This window comes from Achromobacter sp. RTa, from assembly GCF_000757485.1.
Lineage (GTDB): Bacteria > Pseudomonadota > Gammaproteobacteria > Burkholderiales > Burkholderiaceae_B > Achromobacter.
The window spans coordinates 423,150-438,667 of sequence record NZ_JPYO01000027.1; the positions used below are offsets into that span (position 1 = coordinate 423,150).

Sequence of the window (15,518 nt, forward strand, 5' to 3'; positions counted from 1 at the left end):
CATTCATTTACATATTCGATGCACCATATAAGTGCATTTTGGGCCGAAAGTTCTAAATATTGGGATTTTTCCAAGCTTTACGTCTGATTCACGCCAGGGTTTTCCACCTTCCCGCCTCTGGCCCAGCAGCTTATCCACAGCCGTGCACGGCCCGGCCTGACGATGCCCGGATCCGTGCACACACCACGGCAAGCGGTTTTTACGTTTTCTTTATCCCCCCCTCCCAAACCTATACCCCGTTTTTACCCCCTGCTCCGTAACCTGCCGGTGTCCCGATCGGCCGCTGCGCCTGCCGGCGAGCGGGCCGCCGTTCAAGGGGAGCACGCGCTCCCGGGAGAAAAAACGTGGATGCCATTTATATCGCCATTTTCGCCGCCATGGCCGGATTGACTCTGGCCCTGCTCCGGTTCTGCGCAACCCTGTCTGCAGGAGACCAATCATGAGCTGGCTCTATTGGCTGAGCGGCCTGACGGCCGCCCTGCTATTCGCTTACCTGCTGGTCGCCCTGTTCAAACCGGAGAAATTCTGATGACCGCCGAATTCATCGGCCTGCTGGCCGCGTACCTGGCCGTCCTGCTCGCCATTGCGCCCCTGCTCGGTCGCTACATCCGCATTGCCATGGAAAACGGCCAATCCCGGCTGACCGCCTGGGGCCGCCCCCTGGAACGCGGCATCTACCGGCTGGCGGGCATCGACCCGCAGGCCGAGATGGGCTGGAAGCGGTATGCCCTGGCCGTGCTGGCGTTCAACGTCGTGGGAATCGCGGCGGTCTACGGCCTGCAGCGCCTCCAGGGCGTGCTGCCCCTGAACCCCGCCGGCCTGGGCGCGGTATCCCCCGACTCGGCCCTCAACACCGCCATCAGCTTCGTCACCAACACCAACTGGCAGGGCTATGGCGGCGAGTCGACGATGAGCTACCTGACGCAGATGCTGGCGCTTACGGTGCAGAACTTCGTCTCGGCGGCAACCGGCATCGCCGTGCTTTTCGCGCTGATCCGCGGCCTGTCGCGGCATTGCTCGGCCACGGTAGGCAATTTCTGGGCCGACATGGTGCGCTGCACGCTGTACGTGTTGCTACCGCTATCGCTGCTGCTGGCGCTGGCGCTGGTCAGCCAGGGCGTGATCCAGAATTTCAGCCCCTATCAGGAAGTCCGGACCGTCGAGGCGGTGCACTACCAGCAGCCCCGCATGGACGCCCAAGGCCAGCCCGTGCTGGATGCCCAGGGCCAGGCCGTGACGGACCCCGTCGTCGGCAAGACCCAGACCCTGGCCATGGGCCCGGTCGCCTCGCAGGAATCGATCAAGCTGCTGGGGACCAATGGCGGCGGCTTCTTCAACGCCAACTCCGCCCACCCCTTCGAGAACCCCACGCCGCTGTCGAACTTCCTGGAGATGCTTGCCATCCTGGCGATCCCGGCCGCGCTGTGCTTCGCCTTCGGCGAAATGGTCGGCAGCCGGCGCCAGGGTGTCGCCATCCTGGCCGCGATGACCCTGCTGTTCGCCGGGTTCGCGCTGTCCACCGCCTACTTCGAGCAACAGGCCAACCCCATGGCCGCAGCAGAGGGCGCCGACAGCGCGGCCAGCGCGTTCTCGCCCGGCGGCAACATGGAAGGCAAGGAAACCCGCTTCGGCATCGCCGCCACCTCGCTGTTCGCCACCGTCACCACGGCGGCCTCCTGCGGCGCGGTGAACGGCATGCACGACTCCCTGAATCCGATGGGCGGCCTGCCGCCGATGCTGTTGATGCAGCTGGGCGAAGTCGTCTTCGGCGGCGTGGGCTCCGGCCTGTACGGCATGCTGGCCTTCGCCATCCTGGGCGTCTTCATCGCCGGGCTGATGATAGGCCGCACCCCGGAATACCTGGGCAAGAAGATCGAAGCCTACGACATGAAGATGGTGTCCATCGTCATCCTGGCGACGCCCTTGCTGGTGCTGGGCGGCACGGCCCTGGCCGTATCGGCGCCGGCGGGCCAGGCGGGCGTGCTGAATCCGGGCATCCATGGCTTTTCGGAAATCCTCTACGCCCTGACGTCCGCCGCCAACAACAACGGCAGCGCCTTCGCCGGCTTGTCCGCCAACACGCCCTTCTACAACGTGCTGCTGGGCATCGCCATGTGGTTCGGCCGCTTCGCCATCATCGTCGCCATCCTGGCGATGGCCGGTTCGCTGGCCGCCAAGCGCCGGCATCCCGCCGGTCCCGGCAGCATGCCCACCACCGGCCCGCTGTTCGTGGCGCTGCTGATCGGCGCGGTGCTGCTGGTGGGCGCCCTGACATACGTGCCCGCGCTGGCCCTCGGCCCTGTCGCGGAACACCTGCAATAGAAAGGCTGGGAATGAAAATGGCCAAGATTGAAACCTCTACTACCGGCGCCGGAGGCGGCGCCGCCCGCGCGCCTTCGGCCGCTACCCACGAACGTAAGTTCGGCATGTGGTCGCGCGCCCTGGCCGGCCCCGCGGTGCTGGACAGCCTGCGCAAGCTGTCGCCCGCCGCGCAGTTGAAGAACCCCGTGATGTTCGTGGTCTACGTGGGCAGCATCCTGACCACGGTGCTCTGGGTCATGGCCCTGCGCGGCCAGGCCGAGGCGCCCGCCGGCTTCATCCTGGCGATCGCCGTGTGGCTGTGGTTCACCGTGCTGTTCGCGAACTTCGCCGAGGCGCTGGCCGAAGGCCGTGGCAAGCAGCAGGCGGCAACCTTGCGCGGCCTGCGCACCACCATCGACGCCCGTCTGCTCAAGGGCTTTCGCGACGCCGACGCCAGCACGGCACAGCCCGGCGCCTGGCGCGGGCAGTCGGTCAGCCAGCCCTCGGGCCTGCTGCGCCGCGGCGACGTGGTGCTGGTCGAAGCGGGCGAGACCATCCCCGGCGACGGCCAGGTCATCGCCGGCGTGGCGTCGGTGGACGAAAGCGCCATCACCGGCGAATCGGCTCCCGTGATCCGCGAATCCGGCGGCGACTTCTCGTCGGTGACCGGCGGCACGCGCGTGCTGTCGGACTGGATCTTCGTGCGCATCGCGGCGGATCCGGGCGAGAGCTTTCTGGACCGCATGATCGCCATGGTCGAAGGCGCCAAGCGCCAGAAGACGCCCAACGAGCTGGCCCTCACCATCCTGCTGGTGGGCCTGACCGTGGTGTTCCTGCTGGTGGTCGTGACCCTGATGCCGTTCTCGATCTACGCGGTCAACGCCGCCGGCGGTGGCGCCGCGGTCACGGTGACCGTGCTGGTGGCCCTGCTCGTCTGCCTGATCCCCACCACCATCGGCGGCCTGCTGTCCGCCATCGGCGTAGCGGGCATGAGCCGCATGATGGGCGCCAACGTCATCGCCACCTCGGGTCGCGCCGTCGAAGCCGCGGGAGACGTGGACGTGCTGCTGCTGGACAAGACCGGCACCATTACTTTCGGCAATCGCCAGGCGTCGGCCTTCCTGCCCGCTCCGGGCGTATCCCCGCGCGAGCTGGCGCAGGCCGCTCGCCTTGCGTCGCTGGCCGACGAAACCCCCGAGGGCCGCAGCATCGTGGCGCTGGCCGACAAGACGCTCCATGCGCCGGCAGCCTCCACGCCCGGCGCGGAATTCGTGCCCTTCACGGCGCAGTCCCGCATGAGCGGCGTGGACCTGGATGGCCGGATGATCCGCAAGGGCGCGGTCGACGCCGTCCAATCCTGGCTGGGCGCGCGGGATTCCACAGTGCCGGTCCAAGCGCTGCAGCTGGCCGAAGACGTTGCGCGCCGCGGCAGCACGCCGCTGATGGTCAGCGACGGCGGCCGGGCCCTGGGCGTCGTCGAACTCAAGGACATCGTCAAGCCCGGCATCCAGTCGCGCTTCGCCGAACTGCGCCGCATGGGCATCAAGACCGTGATGATCACGGGCGACAACAAGCTCACGGCCGCCTCCATCGCCGCCGAAGCGGGCGTGGACGACTTCCTTGCGGAAGCCACGCCCGAAGCCAAGCTCAAGCTCATCCGCGCCTACCAGTCGGAAGGCCGCCTCGTCGCGATGACGGGCGACGGCACCAACGACGCGCCCGCCCTGGCCCAGGCCGACGTGGCGGTGGCGATGAACTCGGGCACCCAGGCCGCCAAGGAGGCGGGCAATATGGTGGACCTGGACTCCAACCCCACCAAGCTCATCGAAATCGTCGAGATCGGCAAGCAGATGCTGATGACCCGCGGAGCGCTCACGACCTTCAGCGTGGCCAATGACGTGGCCAAGTATTTCGCCATCATCCCGGCCGCCTTCGCCACGGTCTATCCCCAGCTGAACGCGCTGAACGTCATGGGCCTGGCCACCCCCGCCTCGGCCATCCTGTCGGCCGTTATTTTCAACGCGCTGATCATCGTGGTGCTGATACCGCTGGCGCTCAAGGGCGTGCGCTACCGCCCGCTGGGCGCGTCGGTGCTGTTGCGCCGCAATCTGCTCATCTACGGCCTGGGCGGTCTGCTGGTGCCCTTCGCCGGCATCAAGCTGGTCGACATGACGCTGTCCGCGCTGGGCTGGATCTAGCCCGCCGGCAAAAAAGGAACCCTTATGAACTCCCCCGCTTCCACGCCGCGCCATGGCGGCATCCTGCGCCCGGCAATCGCGGTCTTCGCCGCCCTGTCGCTGGTGACCGGCCTCGCCTACCCCTTCCTGACCTCCGGCATCGCCGCAGCCGTCTTTCCCCGCGAGGCGGCCGGATCGCTCATCCGGCAGAACGACCGCATCGTCGGCTCCGAACTGATCGGCCAATCATTCAGCTCCCCCGGATACTTCTGGGGCCGCCCATCCGCCACCGCGCCCATGCCGTACAACGCCGCCGGGTCCGGCGGATCCAACCTGGGGCCGCGCAACCCGGCGCTGGCCGAAGCCATCCAGGCCCGCATCGCCGCCCTGAAGGCGGCGGACCCCGGCAATCCCCTGCCCGTACCCGCGGAGCTGGTCACCGCATCCGGCAGCGGCCTGGATCCCCACATCAGTCCGGCGGCCGCGGCGTATCAGGCGGCGCGCGTGGCGCGCGTCCGCCACCTGGCGCCCGGCCAGGTCGACGCCCTGATAAAGGCGCATACCGATGCGCCCTGGCTCGGCGTGCTTGGAGAGCCCGCGGTCAATGTCCTGACGCTGAATCTGGCGCTGGACAAATTGAGCGCGGAACGCTGAGACCGCGGCGTATAGTATTGCGCACATGGCCGACACCGCTGGCGAGCGTCCCGATCCCGACGCGCTCTTGAAAACCCTGGACGACGCCGCGCGGCAGGCGGTGCGCGGCAAGCTTCGCGTCTACTTCGGGTCGTCCGCCGGCGTCGGCAAGACATACGCCATGCTGGTGGCGGCGCGCGCGCAGGCCGCCCAGGGCAGGGACGTGCTGGCGGGCATCGTCGAGACCCACGGCAGGCGCGAAACCGCCAGCCTGCTGGAAGGCCTGCCCGCGCTGCCGCTCACGGAAGTCGCCTATCGGGGCCATCTCCTGAAGGAATTCGACCTGGACGGCGCGCTGTCCAGGCGGCCGGGGCTGGTGCTCGTGGACGAACTCGCGCATTCGAACGCGCCGGGCTCCCGCCACGCCAAACGCTGGCAGGACATCCAGGAACTGCTCGCGGCCGGCATCGACGTCTGGACCACGCTGAACGTGCAGCACCTCGACAGCCTGAACGAGGCGGTGGGCAGCATCACCGGCGTGCGCGTCTGGGAGACCGTGCCCGACGAGGTCTTCGATGCGGCCGACGAAGTCATCCTCGTCGACCTGTCCGCCGACGAACTGCTGCGCCGCCTCAAGGAAGGCAAGGTCTACCTGCCCGAACAGGCGCGCCACGCCACCCGCAACTTCTTCCGCAAGGGCAATCTGATCGCCCTGCGCGAGCTGGCGCTGCGCCGCACCGCCGACCACGTGGACGACGACGTGCAGGCCTATCGCCGCGACCGCGCCATCGAATCCGTATGGCGCACGCGCGAAGCGGTGGTCGCCTGCATCGGCCCGGACGTCGACGCCGAGTACGTCATCCGCAGCGCCCACCGGCTCAGCCAGCAATTGGAATGCGATCTGCACGTGGTCACCATCGACACGCCGCGCGCGGCTCCGCTTCCACAGGCCGAGCAGGAACGCATGCAGCGCAGCCTGGCCCTGGCGGATGCGCTGGGCGCCCGCAGCGAAACCCTGGCGGGCGGCGATATGGTCGACGCGGTGGTGCGCTACGTGCGCCGCCACAACATCACCAAGGCCATACTCGGCCGCACGCGCGCCAGCGGCCTGGAACGCCTGCGGCTGTCGCTGTCCGCCGCGCTCACGGCAGCCATCGCGCCGGGCTGGCTGTGGCGGCGCCACAGCTTCGCGGACATGCTGGCCGCGGGTTGCCCGGAAATCGACGTCATCCGGCTGGGCGCGCCGCCGCTTCCGGCCAGCCCCGCTCCCGGCCGCGACCCGCTCTCGCTGGGACGGCGCGCGCGCCAGGCTGCCGACGAGCGCGGCTCCCGGCCTCTGGCGGGCTACGCCTGGGCGCTGTGCTACTGCGCCGTGGCCGCCGCGCTTTCGGCCCTGGCCTTCCCCGCCCTGCACCAGACCAACATCGTCATGCTGTTCCTGCTGGCGGTGGTGGCCGTGGCGCTGCGCCATGGCCGGGGGCCGGCGGCGCTGGCCTCGGTCGTCAGCGTCGGCCTCTTCGATTTCTTCTTCGTGCAGCCCCTGGCGTCCTTCGCCGTGTCGGACGTGCAATACCTGCTCACGTTTGGCGTGCTGCTGGCCGTGGGGCTGCTGATCGGGCAGCTCACCGCCGGGCTGCGCCTGCAGGCCCAGGCCTCGGTCAAGCGGGAGGCCGATGCGCGCAGCCTTTATGAATTCGCGCGCGAACTATCGTCGGCGCTGCAGCCGGAGCAGATCGTCGCCCTGGCCGGCGCATTCGTGCACGCCACCTTCGGCTCGCGCTGCGCCCTGTACATTCTGGGCATGGACGACCGCCTGAAGCTGGCCTCCCCTCCCGACGCCGACATGCCGCCGCTGGAATCGGCCCTGGCGCAATGGGTCTACGATCACGGCCAGCCGGCGGGCGCCGGCACGGCCACGCTCTCCAATAGCGATCTGCTGTACCTGCCGCTGAAGGCGCCCATGCGCACCCGCGGCGTGCTGGCACTGGCCGCCGCCCGCCGCGGCCTGTTCTCGAATCCCGACTCGCGCCGCCAGACCGAGGCCTACGCCACGCTGATCGCCATTGCGCTGGAGCGCCTGCATTACGTGGAGGTCGCGCAACAGGCCCTGGTCAGCATGGAATCGGAAAAACTGCGCAACTCGCTGCTCTCGGCCGTCTCGCACGACCTGCGCACCCCGCTGACCAGCCTGGTCGGCATGACGGATACGCTGATGCGCCAGCAGGCGGCCCTGCCGCCGGACGTCCACGGCACCCTGCGCGCCATGCGCGACCAGGCCCGGCGCATGCATGCGGTCGTCGTCAACCTGCTCGACATGGCGCGGCTGCAGAGCCGCGACGCGCCGCTACGCCTGGAATGGCAGTCCATCGAGGAACTGGTGGGCGCCGCGCTCGCCGAGCTGCGGGAGCCGCTGGCGGCGCACCGCGTCGCGGTAGACTCCCTGTCCGATCTGCCCCTGGTGGAATGCGACGGCGTGCTGATCGAGCGCGTGCTGTGCAATCTTCTGGAAAATGCGGCCAAGTACACGCCCGCCGGCAGCATCCTGCGCTTGCGCGCGGCCGTGCAGGACGGCGAGCTGCGCGTGGCCGTGGCCGACAACGGCCCGGGCGTGGCGCCCGGCGCGGAGCGCCGCATCTTCGAGAAATTCACGCGCGGAGACCGCGAATCCGCCACCCCCGGCGTCGGCCTGGGGCTGGCGGTATGCGAGGCGATCGTCGCCGCGCACCACGGACGGATCTGGGTCGAACAGGCGCCCGGCCAGCAATCGGGCGCGCAGTTCGTCTTCACGCTGCCGCTGGGCACGCCGCCCTCCATTCAATCCGATCTCCCCTGACCGGCTCGCCGCATGTTCGATTACCAGCCCACCGTCCTGATCATTGAAGACGATGCCAATATCCGGCGCTTCGTCCGCCACGCCCTGGAAAACGAAGGCTGCGCGGTCCATGAGGCCGACACCGTCAAGCGCGGCCTGGTCGAGGCCGGCACGCGGCAGCCGGACGCGGTGGTGCTGGATCTGGGCCTGCCCGATGAAGACGGAATGACCTTGATCCGCGAATTGCGCGGCTGGACCGAAGTGCCCGTGCTGGTGCTGTCCGCGCGCAGCGCGGAGGCGGACAAGGTCGCCGCGCTGGATGCCGGCGCGGACGACTACCTGACCAAACCCTTCGGAGTCAGCGAACTGCTGGCCCGGCTGCGCGTCCTGCTGCGGCGCCACGCGCGGGGCGGCGCGGGCAATGCATCGGAGATCGCCTTCGGCGACGTCCGAGTCGACTTCGCGCGCCGCGTCGTCGAACGCGGCGGTCAGCATGTGCACCTGACCGCCATGGAATACCGGCTGCTGGCGGCCCTGCTCGCGCACCGCGGCAAGGTGATGACGCATCGCGAGCTGCTGCGCGCGGTATGGGGGCCATCGCACGTGGAAAGCGTGCACTATCTACGCATCTACATGGGCCACCTGCGCCAGAAGCTGGAAGCCGACCCCGCGCAGCCGGTACATCTGCTGACGGAGATCGGCGTGGGCTACCGTTTCGCGGGCTGAACCGGGCGCTGAGCGCCCTGTTGCGCCGGCCTGGGCGCCGTCAGCGCGATCAGCGCCACGACGATCAGCGAGTACGTGGGAACGCTGCGCATATTTCGGAACATCATTTCCGTCAGGCTGTAGGCGCAGTAGCCCAGGCAGAACAGCAAGCCCATCTGCGCTCCGACGCGTATGACGCGATCGTCGCTGGCCAGCCGGCGCAGGAACACCCCCGCCGGCACCAGGTACAGCGCCATGATGCCCATCAGGCCCAGCAGCCCGTATCCCGAGAGGGCCGCGAGCAGGTCATTATGGGGTTCGCCATAGCCTTCGACGACCTCGTGCGACACGATCCCCTGCTGCTCGAGCTGCAGGAGCTCGCCGCGGAAGTTGCTAGGGCCCACCCCGACGATGGGGCTTTTTTCGAACATCAGCAAAGAGGCATGCCACAGTTGCAGGCGTATGCCGAACGAGGTATCGCGGTCGGTCGACGTCGCAAAACCCTGAAGATCGCTCTTCAGGTACTGCATGCGGCTGCTGAAGTTCCAGATGCCGGCCGCGGCGACGGCCAGCACCACGGCCAGCGCCAGCGCGCAGTACAGCTTGTGGCGCCGGTTCCATCCATGCAGTCCGAACAGGAAGACCACCGCCAGGATGGGAAGCAGCATCCAGCTGCTGCGCGTCTCGGACAGCCAGGTGGCCCAGACGCTCAGCCCCCCGGCCAGCAGCTTGAGGGCGTTCTCGGCGCGCGGCCAGCGCGTGCTGGCGCCCCAACCCATGCTCAGCAGCGACATCATGCCGAACAGCAGCGTCAGGTTCGCGAAGGCGACGGCGTTATAGCGCCCGCCCACCTGGACCACGGCGTTGCGGTCCGCGGTCATCATGATGGCGATGAGCATCGCCGAACCGGCGAGCGCGCCGGCCACGATGCTCCATTGGATCTGCCTGAGCCACTGCCGCGGCGCCCTCAGCAACAGCCAGAGCACCGGCAGCGCCAGCGCGAACCGGAGCAGCTTCTCAAGTTCCGAGTCGCTCCACACCCCGCGCACCGCCGACGTGGCGAACAAGCAAACGAGCGGCAGCAGCAAGGCCACGGCCATGGGCCACAGGGCCCGGAAATCCATCGGCTCATAGCGCCGGACCGCATTGGCGGCAAGCGCGGCCAGTGCGATCAGGCCCGCGAGATACACAATGGCCGGCCCGCCCACCGGGCTGGTCAATGCCAGCGCCGGCACCAGCAGCACCAGCCAGGTGGCCAGGGAAATGTACAGTCGGGGCACAACGATCAACCTGGAAAAAAAACGGCATGCCTATGCCGAACCGCTAGACAAAACCCGCCCGCCATGACGGCGGGCGGGTTTATGGGACTTGCAGGCGGGAAGCCGCCGATTACATGTTTTCGATCATGACCTGGCCGAAACCCGAGCACGACACCTGGGTCGCGCCTTCGAGCAGGCGGGCGAAGTCGTACGTGACCTTCTTGGACAGGATGGATTTCTCCATGCTGGAGATGATCAGGTCGGCGGCTTCGGTCCAGCCCATGTGGCGCAGCATCATTTCGGCCGACAGGATTTCGGAGCCGGGGTTCACGTAGTCCTTGCCGGCGTACTTCGGCGCGGTGCCGTGCGTGGCTTCGAACATGGCGACCGAATCGGACAGGTTGGCGCCCGGGGCGATGCCGATGCCGCCCACTTGCGCGGCCAGCGCGTCCGAGATGTAGTCGCCGTTCAGGTTCAAGGTGGCGATCACATCGTATTCGGCCGGACGCAGCAGGATCTGCTGCAGGAAGGCATCGGCGATCACGTCCTTGACGATGACCTCGCGGCCCGTCTTCGGGTTCTTGAACTTGCACCACGGGCCGCCGTCGATCAGCTGGGCGCCGAACTCCTTCTGCAGCAGGGCATAGCCCCAGTCGCGGAAGCCGCCTTCCGTGAACTTCATGATGTTGCCCTTGTGCACCAGGGTCAGCGACGTGCGGTCGTTGTCGATGACGTACTGCGCGGCCTTGCGCACCAGGCGCTCGGTGCCTTCGCGCGACACGGGCTTGATGCCTATCGACGACGTGTTCGGGAAGCGGATCTTCTTCACGCCGAGCTTCGTCTGCAGGAACTGGATCAGCTCCTTGGCCTGCTCGCTTTCAGCCATGTACTCGATGCCGGCATAGATGTCTTCCGAGTTCTCGCGGAAGATCACCATGTTCGTCTTTTCGGGTTCGCGGACCGGAGAAGGCACGCCCTTGAAGTACGCCACCGGACGCAGGCAGACGTACAGGTCCAGTTGTTGGCGCAGCGCCACGTTCAGCGAACGGATGCCGCCGCCGACCGGGGTGGTCAGCGGGCCCTTGATGGAAACCACGTAGTCTTTGACGACTTCCAGGGTTTCGTCGGGCAGCCATACGTCCGGGCCGTAGACCTTGGTGGCCTTTTCGCCGGCATAGACTTCCATCCAGTGGATCTTGCGCTTGCCGCCGTAGGCCTTCTGCACCGCCGCGTCAACGACCTTGATCATCACCGGTGTGATGTCGGCGCCCGTGCCATCGCCCTCGATGAAGGGAACGATGGGCTGCTCGGGCACATTCAGCGAGAAATCGGCGTTGACCGTGATCTTCTGGCCGCCAGCGGGAACCTTGATATGTTGGTAGGACATGAATGCTCCATTTGCTCCGGGTGATTTTTCTGCACGCGCCGGCATCGGGAAGCGTCCGATTCCGCGGGGAATACCGTCCTCGAGAACCGCACACCGGATGGCGGATGGCAACCCATTCTATATCGCAAAGGGGCCGCCCGGCCCGGCGGGCCGCGCCGGGCGGTAAAATAATGCATCGACAGCCCGCTTTCCGTCCCCCGCAGATGTTCAATCCCTCCCGCGACCAAGTCCGCGAATTCTTCATCGAAACCTGGCGCAAACACCGCGCAGCCGAAGTGCTTACGCCCCTCGAAGCCATCGCCCTGGACTGGATCATCGAGCACCCGGAGTACCACGGCGACCTGGAAAACCCTGAAGCCATGACGGCGGAATACTCGGTGGAAAAGGGGCGCACCAATCCCTTTCTGCATCTGTCCATGCACCTGGCCATCGCCGAGCAGCTGTCCATCGACCATCCGCCCGGCATCCGGAACGCCTACCAGCAACTGGTGGCCCGCACGGACGCGCACCACGCCGCGCATGAAATCATGGAATGCCTCGGCCAGGTGGTCTGGGAGGCGCAGCGGCTGGGCACGCCGCTGGACAGCGACACTTACATCGACCTGATCCGCCAGCGCGTCGGGCGCTGAAAACAAAAACCCTCGGCATGCCGAGGGTTTTCCGTATGCGAGGGCCGCGGAAGCCCTATTTGCGCACGCCCAGGTCGCTCGGCTGCGCCGAGAGCCATGCCGCCACGTTGGAGATGTCCTGGTCCGACAGCTGCGTGGCGAAGGCCCCCATGATGGGGTTCTTGCGCACGTTGGCCGTGGCCGCGCTGCCGGAGGCGCCGCGCTTGTAGGCCTTCAGGGCATGGACCAGATAGTCCGCATGCTGCCCCGCCAGGACCGGGTAGGCCGGATCCACCGCCGTCTTGGCGTCGGCGCCGTGGCAGGAGGCGCAATTGAATTTGTCGAATACGGCCTTGCCGGCCGCCAGTTCCTGGGCCTGCGAGGCAGTGCCCGCCATGGCCAGGGTCGCGCCCGCGAGGGCAAGCATGATGCGATTCATCTGTTTGCCCCTTATTTGAGATTCGAGTAGTACGCGGCCAGGTCGGCGATGTCCTGGTCGGACAGGCTGCCGGCGATGGCATCCATGGTGGGATGGCTGCGCGCGCCTTTCTTGTACTCGTTGAGGGCGGTTTCGATGTACTTGGCGTTCTGGCCAGCGATCATCGGAACATGGTAAAGCTCGGGAAACGTCGCCTTGTAGCCTTCGATGCCGTGGCAACCGATGCACATGGAAACCTTGTCGCGGGCGTTCTGGACATTACCGACCGGTGCTGCGTCCGCAGCAACAGCCTGGCCGGCGATCGCACAGGATGCCATTGCGGCCAACACGGATAGCGTGTACTTCAGAGAGGTTCGCAACTTCATTGGAGTGGCTCTTCTTCGTATGGCTAAGGACTAGGGCCTGCTCTCAAGAAAAGGCCCTCGGCAAACACGTTGCGGGTCGAACCCAAAGCAAAACCGCCTGATTGTACGATAATTGCTCAGGATTAATACCTTACGATGGTATTGATCTCCATCAAACCACATATGCCATCCGACCATGTCCGCAGCCCAGTCCGCTACTTCCGCCTCGCCCGACCGCTTCGACGGGACCGACAGCTATGTCGCCACCGATGACCTGAAACTCGCCGTCAACGCCGCGCTCGTCCTGCAGCGCCCGCTCCTGATCAAGGGAGAACCCGGCACCGGGAAAACCATGCTGGCGGAAGAGGTGGCGCGCGCGCTGGGCCGCCCGCTGCTGCAATGGCACATCAAGTCCACCACCAAGGCGCACCAGGGCCTGTACGAATACGACGCCGTGTCGCGCCTGCGCGATTCGCAGCTCGGCGACGAGAAAGTCCGCGACATCCGCAACTACATCGTGCAGGGCACGCTGTGGCAGGCCTTCCAGTCGCCCGAGCCCGCCGTCCTGCTGATCGACGAAATCGACAAGGCCGACATCGAATTCCCGAACGACCTGCTGCGCGAGCTGGACCGCATGGAGTTCCACGTATACGAAACGCGCGAGACCATCTCGGCGCAGCACCGCCCGCTGGTCATCATCACGTCCAACAACGAGAAAGACCTGCCCGACGCCTTCCTGCGGCGCTGCTTCTTCCACTACATCCGCTTCCCCGACCGCGAGACCATGCGCGATATCGTGGCCGTGCACTATCCCGACCTGAAGCAGGACGTGCTGCGCGCGGCGCTGGACACATTCTTCTCGCTGCGCGACGCGCCGGGCCTGAAAAAGAAGCCTTCCACGTCCGAACTGCTGGATTGGCTGCGCCTGCTGCTGGCCGAGGGCGCCACCGCCGCCGAGATCGACGCGCACACCGCCACGGCGGTGCCGCTGATGGCCGGCGCGCTGCTCAAGAACGAACAGGACGTGCACCTGCTGGAACGCCTGGCGGCCATGACGCGCGGCGGCCAGCGCCGCTGATCCGGCATCCACGAGCGGCCCGCAAATGCTGATCGATTTCTTCTACCATCTCAGGGCGCACAAGCTCCCCGTCTCGGTCAAGGAATACCTGACCCTGGTGGACGCCCTGCGCCAGGGCCTCATGGCGCCCACGCTGGATGATTTCTACTTCCTCGCGCGCGCCGCCCTCGTCAAGGACGAGGCGCTCTACGACCGCTACGACAAGGCATTCGGCGCGTACTACCGCGGCATCGCCGCCGCCCTGCCCCCGGGCAAGGAAATCCCGCTGGACTGGCTGATCAAGCAGTTCGAGAAAAGCCTTACGCCCGAAGAAAAGGCCGCGATCGAAAAGCACGGCTGGGACAAGCTGATGGAGCTCTTCAAAGAGCGCATGAAAGAGCAGAAGGAACGCCATGCCGGCGGCAGCAAGTGGATCGGCACCGGCGGCACCTCGCCCTTCGGCAATGGCGGCTACCACCCCGAAGGCATACGCGTGGGCGGCGAATCCGCCGGCAACCGCAGCGCGGTCAAGGTGTGGGACATGCGCCAGTTCAAGGACTACGACGACCAGGTCGAACTGGGCACGCGCAATTTCAAGGTCGCGCTGCGCCGCCTGCGGCGCTTCGCCCGGCAAGGCGCCGAAATGGAGCTGGACCTGGACGACACCATCGCCAGCACCGCCCGCAACGCCGGCCACCTGGACCTGCGCATGGTCCCGGAGCGCCACAACACGGTCAAGGTGCTGATGCTGCTGGACGTGGGCGGCAGCATGGACGACCACATCGGGCGCGTCGAGGAACTGTTCTCCGCGGCCCGCAGCGAATTCCGCAACCTGGAAGTCTATTACTTCCACAACTGCCCATACGAAAGCCTCTGGCAGAGCAACCGCCGCCGCCAGAGCGAACGCTTCGACACCTGGGACGTGCTGCGCAAGTACAACCCCGACTGGCGCCTGATCATCGTCGGCGACGCCACCATGAGCCCCTACGAAATCCTGCAGCCGGGCGGCTCGGTCGAGCACTACAACAAGGAGCCCGGCGCGGAGTGGGTGCGGCGCCTGCTGGAAGCCTGGCCCAAGTCGGTCTGGCTCAATCCTGAGCCTACCGCATCCTGGCAGTACCGCCAGTCCATCGCGCTGCTGCGCGACATCATGCAGGGCCGCATGTATCCGGTCACGGTCGCCGGCCTGGAACAGGCCATGCGCACGCTGTCGAAGTAAACCGCCGCCTCAGCCATCCACCGGCTGATCGGGCGTCTCCAGCGTCAACTGGTAGAAGGCCAGGTCCAGCCAGCGCCCGAACTTGAAGCCGGCCTCCCGGATTGTGCCCGCATGCGTGAAGCCCAGCTTCTCGTGCAGGCGGATGCTGCGCTGGTTGGCCGCGTCGATGCCGCCGATCAGCACGTGGACCTGCCTGGCCCGGGCCCGCGCGATCAGTTCCCGCATCAGCGCTTCGGCCAGCCCCCGCCCGCGGAAGCGCCCTTCCACGTACACGGAATGCTCGACCGAGTACTTGTAGGCAGGCCACGCGCGGAACGTGCCGTAGCTGGCGAACGCCATCAGTTCGCCGGCTTCGTTTTCGTACCCCACCACCGGGAAGCCGCCCTGCCGCTTCGCCTGGAACCAGGCCTCCATCGCTTCGCGTGGGCGCGGCTTGTAGTCGTACAGCGCGGTCGAGGTGGCGATCGCGTCATTGAAAATGGCGAGGATCTGGTCCGCATGGCGCTCATGCGTGCAGTCGACCAGGGTGGCGCCTTCGGGCGCGCGGGTTTCGGCGGGCGTAGTCATGGCGGAAAAA

Annotated in this window: 14 protein-coding genes; 9 read left to right on the forward strand and 5 right to left on the reverse strand. The window is 66.9% G+C overall.

What is annotated here, in order from left to right; genetic code table 11:
• The first annotated feature begins 439 nt into the window (after positions 1–439).
• The 6 genes from kdpF to kdpE are packed head-to-tail and all read left to right on the forward strand — an operon-like array spanning position 440 to position 8,649.
• Positions 440–529, forward strand: a complete 90-nt coding sequence (gene kdpF / locus JL37_RS10055) for a K(+)-transporting ATPase subunit F (protein ID WP_043543700.1) — start codon at positions 440–442, stop codon at positions 527–529.
• A complete protein-coding gene (gene kdpA, locus JL37_RS10060) occupies positions 529–2,322 on the forward strand; it encodes a potassium-transporting ATPase subunit KdpA (protein ID WP_043543701.1) in 1,794 nt (597 codons plus the stop codon). The genes kdpF and kdpA overlap by 1 nt, the downstream gene beginning before the upstream one ends.
• A 17-nt stretch (positions 2,323–2,339) precedes the next feature.
• A complete protein-coding gene (gene kdpB / locus JL37_RS10065) occupies positions 2,340–4,499 on the forward strand; it encodes a potassium-transporting ATPase subunit KdpB (protein ID WP_043543877.1) in 2,160 nt (719 codons plus the stop codon).
• Between the two features lie 24 nt (positions 4,500–4,523).
• Positions 4,524–5,132, forward strand: coding sequence for a potassium-transporting ATPase subunit KdpC (kdpC, locus tag JL37_RS10070; RefSeq protein WP_043543702.1), 609 nt, complete (start codon positions 4,524–4,526; stop codon positions 5,130–5,132).
• A 25-nt stretch (positions 5,133–5,157) separates the two neighbouring features.
• On the forward strand, positions 5,158–7,944 hold the full coding sequence (locus JL37_RS10075; protein ID WP_043543703.1) for a sensor histidine kinase KdpD: 2,787 nt from the start codon (positions 5,158–5,160) through the stop codon (positions 7,942–7,944).
• Between the two features lie 12 nt (positions 7,945–7,956).
• On the forward strand, positions 7,957–8,649 hold the full coding sequence (gene kdpE / locus JL37_RS10080) for a two-component system response regulator KdpE (protein WP_043543704.1): 693 nt from the start codon (positions 7,957–7,959) through the stop codon (positions 8,647–8,649).
• On the opposite strand, the gene JL37_RS10085 is transcribed toward kdpE, so the two are convergent.
• Positions 8,631–9,908, reverse strand: coding sequence for an O-antigen ligase (locus JL37_RS10085; RefSeq protein ID WP_043543878.1), 1,278 nt, complete (start codon positions 9,906–9,908; stop codon positions 8,631–8,633). The genes kdpE and JL37_RS10085 overlap by 19 nt on opposite strands.
• 109 nt (positions 9,909–10,017) lie before the next feature.
• A complete protein-coding gene (gene icd / locus JL37_RS10090) occupies positions 10,018–11,274 on the reverse strand; it encodes an NADP-dependent isocitrate dehydrogenase (protein ID WP_043543705.1) in 1,257 nt (418 codons plus the stop codon).
• A 203-nt stretch (positions 11,275–11,477) separates the two neighbouring features.
• On the opposite strand from icd, the gene JL37_RS10095 reads away from it, so the two are divergent.
• Positions 11,478–11,903 carry a DUF1841 family protein gene (locus tag JL37_RS10095; RefSeq protein WP_043543706.1) on the forward strand — a complete coding sequence of 142 codons (426 nt, stop codon included), beginning with the start codon at positions 11,478–11,480 and terminating at the stop codon, positions 11,901–11,903.
• Between the two features lie 55 nt (positions 11,904–11,958).
• Here the strand turns inward: JL37_RS10095 and JL37_RS10100 are convergent, their stop codons facing one another.
• Together JL37_RS10100 and JL37_RS10105 are read right to left on the reverse strand one after the other, a co-directional pair.
• A complete protein-coding gene (locus JL37_RS10100; RefSeq protein WP_043543708.1) occupies positions 11,959–12,321 on the reverse strand; it encodes a cytochrome c in 363 nt (120 codons plus the stop codon).
• Positions 12,322–12,332: 11 nt separating this feature from the next.
• Entirely contained in the window at positions 12,333–12,686 is a 354-nt protein-coding gene (locus tag JL37_RS10105; protein ID WP_043543710.1) for a cytochrome c, read from the reverse strand.
• Positions 12,687–12,861: 175 nt separating this feature from the next.
• On the opposite strand from JL37_RS10105, the gene JL37_RS10110 reads away from it, so the two are divergent.
• Both JL37_RS10110 and JL37_RS10115 read left to right on the forward strand, forming a co-directional pair.
• Complete coding sequence (locus tag JL37_RS10110) at positions 12,862–13,743, forward strand: MoxR family ATPase (protein WP_043543711.1); 882 nt, start codon at positions 12,862–12,864, stop codon at positions 13,741–13,743.
• A gap of 25 nt (positions 13,744–13,768) precedes the next feature.
• Entirely contained in the window at positions 13,769–14,941 is a 1,173-nt protein-coding gene (locus tag JL37_RS10115) for a VWA domain-containing protein (RefSeq protein WP_043543713.1), read from the forward strand.
• 9 nt (positions 14,942–14,950) lie between these two features.
• Here JL37_RS10115 and JL37_RS10120 read toward each other — a convergent pair whose 3' ends face one another.
• Positions 14,951–15,508, reverse strand: coding sequence for a GNAT family N-acetyltransferase (locus JL37_RS10120; protein WP_052097047.1), 558 nt, complete (start codon positions 15,506–15,508; stop codon positions 14,951–14,953).
• Positions 15,509–15,518: the final 10 nt, after the last annotated feature.